The sequence below is a fragment of the Streptomyces mutomycini genome (assembly GCF_001700505.1).
Taxonomy (GTDB): Bacteria; Actinomycetota; Actinomycetes; order Streptomycetales; family Streptomycetaceae; genus Streptomyces; species Streptomyces mutomycini.
This window is the reverse complement of sequence record NZ_MAPV01000189.1, coordinates 1-2,690: the sequence shown is the minus strand read 5'-3', so window position 1 is coordinate 2,690 and position 2,690 is coordinate 1. Positions and strand designations below refer to the sequence as shown.

Sequence of the window (2,690 nt, the reverse complement as noted above, 5' to 3'; positions counted from 1 at the left end):
GGCGCACGCAGGCCGCCTCGGGGGCCCTCTCAGCCGCGTTCCAGGGGCACTTCGGGCAGCCTCCGGACTCCCGTCGCGACGCATCGGCGCACGTCAAACGGGGCGCTCGCACTCACGGTGTGAGCCCCCGGCGTACACCGTGTGCACAGAACCTTGGTGAGAGCTCCCCCTCATCCGCCGCCCGCCACACGCTCCCTGCCTTTAGACTCCTCCCGTGACAGCCTGAGGCCCGAGGGGCAGGATGGGGCCCGCTGTCGGCAAGGTGCGGTATTCAGGGAGGAAGCGTCTCGTGAGCAGCAGGCCATCCCGAGGCGCTGCTCGCCTCGCAGCCATACTCGACGCCCTCCCGGACGGGCTCCTGCTCGTCAACTGCAACGGCACGGTCGTCAACGCCAACACCATCGCCCTCGAGATGTTCGAGACCCCGGGCACCGCGCTCGTGGGGCGCGGACTGCTCGATCTGCTTCCGGAGTTCGACTCCAGGCTGATCCCGGGGTCGATGCGCAGGCCGGACGCCGCGGACGAGCAGGGCAGGACCAAGCCGACGCGGATGACCGCGCGCCGGACGGACGGCACCGACTATCCCGTCGAGGTCACCAGTGCCTCCCTGGAGAGCGGGCAGGCCGGGTACAGCGACATCCACTCCAGCTTCACCGGCGACGAGCTGCTCATGCTCGTCGTACGGGATCTCTCCGGCACCGTCGACACCGAGACCGAGCTGGCCCGTTCGCAGCGCCAGACCGAGATGATCCTGCGGGCCGCCTCGGAGGGTGTCGTCGGCACCGACACCGACGGCAGGGTCGTCCTGGTCAATCCCGCCGCCGCACAGATCCTCGGTTTCCGCGCCAGCGACCTCGGCGGCCAGGAACTGCACCCGTTGATCCTGCACTCGCGCGCGGAGGGCGGCCCGTTCCCGTACGAGGAGTCGCCACTCGCCGACACCCTGCGGTCCGGCCGCAAGCACCGGGTGCGCGGGCAGGTGCTCTGGTCCAAGAGCGGTGCCCAGGTGCCGGTGGACCTCACGACCGCCCCGGTGCGTGACGGGGACCAGCTGGTCGGCGCCGTCATGACGTTCACCGACCGCAGGCCCTACGAGGAACTGACGCAGCAGCACACCGGCGAGGTCTCGGGGCTGACCGAACGGCACGCCGCCGAGATCGCCGAGCTCACCGAGAGCCACCGGACCGAGGTCGCCGCACTCACCGAGAGCCACCGGGCCGAGATCGCCGCACTCACCGAACAGCACGCGACCGAGAGCGCGGACCGGACCGAGCGTTACGCCTCCGAGCTGGAGGAGCAGGCTGAGCTTCTCACCGGCCTCGAGGCGCGGCACGCCCAGCTGACCGCCGTGCTGGGCGAGTCCCTGCGCGGGCCGCTGGAGGAACTGCGCGGCGAACTCTCGGCCCTCGCCGCGGACCCGGCCGGCCAGCTCTGGCCCGAGGCCAACCAGATCCTGCACCACCTGGCCGCGGGCTACGCGCGCATGACGACGCTCGTCGACAACGTACTGAGCTACCAGCGCCTGGACACCGGCACCGAGGAGCTCGTCAAGCAGGCGGTGCTGCTCGACTCCGTGGTGACCGCGGGCATCGACGGCGCGGTCGAGCTGATCGGTCCCGGACGTGCGCAGTTCGCCGTCCACGCACCGCCGATCGAGGCCGAGGTCGACGCGGGCCGGCTGGTCACGGCACTCGCCCATCTCGTCGCCGACGTCGCCGGTGTCGACTCGACCGGCAAGGCCCGGCCGGTGCCCGGCGGCGGTTACGTCGACTCCACGGTCGTCGTGGCCGCGGCGCAGCGCGGTGACGTCGTGCGCATCGAGGTGCGTGGGCCGTTCGCCGGGGGCGACCCGGTGCACGTGCCGATCGTCCGCGGGATCGTACGCGCGCACGGCGGTGTGCTCCAGACGCACGAGATGCCGGGGATGAGCGGCAGCGCGTACGTCCTGGAGGTGCCGCTCGGCACGGGCTCGGGGACCATCGCGCCCCCGCCGCTCCCGGTGCCCGAGGAGACCGCCGTACCGGAGCCCGTACCGGAGCCCGCAGCGGAGCCCGTGCCCCAGCCCACGCAGGGCGGCCGCCGCCGGGCGCGCAGGGCGTCGACGGACGCGTTCCTGGACAGCCCCGTCGACGCGGAAGCGGCCGGTCCGGATTCCGGTGACACCGCGGCGGCGGAGCCGACCGGCCGGCGCAGGGCACGCCGTGATTCCACGGCCCCGCAGGAACGGCAGCAGGAAGAGGAACTGACCGCGGCTCAGCAGAGCGGGGGCTCCGGTCGCAGGCGCGGGCGACCCAGCCCCGCGGAGGCAGGTGCAACGACCCCGGCGGAGCAGCCCCGGCAGGCGCTGGCGCTCCCTGCGGCGGCCTCCGCCCCCTCGGAGGGGTCCGTGGTCACGGCTGCCGAGGGTGCGCAGGGGGGTGGCGGCCGCCCGCAGCGCGGGCAGACGGTCCCGCCCCAGGGCGTGCCGCAGAACACCTCCGGACGGACCGGCCAGCAGGGCGGCGGCCGCCCCGCGCTGCCCGCCCTCGCCTCTCCCGAGGCCCCCGGTCAGCAGGCGCAGCCGGATCAGGCGGGTCAGCAGCCCGGAGGGCGACGCGCACGCCGGGCTCTCGCCGCGGCGCAGGAACGCGCCGCCGCGGCCGAGCCCACGGGGCCCCGTACGGCCTTCGCGCTGCCGCCCGCCGCGGCGG

1 protein-coding gene is annotated in these 2,690 nt (G+C 74.1%); it reads left to right on the top strand.

The annotated features are described in order from the left end of the window. Positions 1-289 precede the first annotated feature (289 nt). The coding region (locus tag BFF76_RS24745; protein WP_141695654.1) for a PAS domain-containing protein at positions 290-2,690 on the top strand (2,401 nt) is incomplete at its 3' end.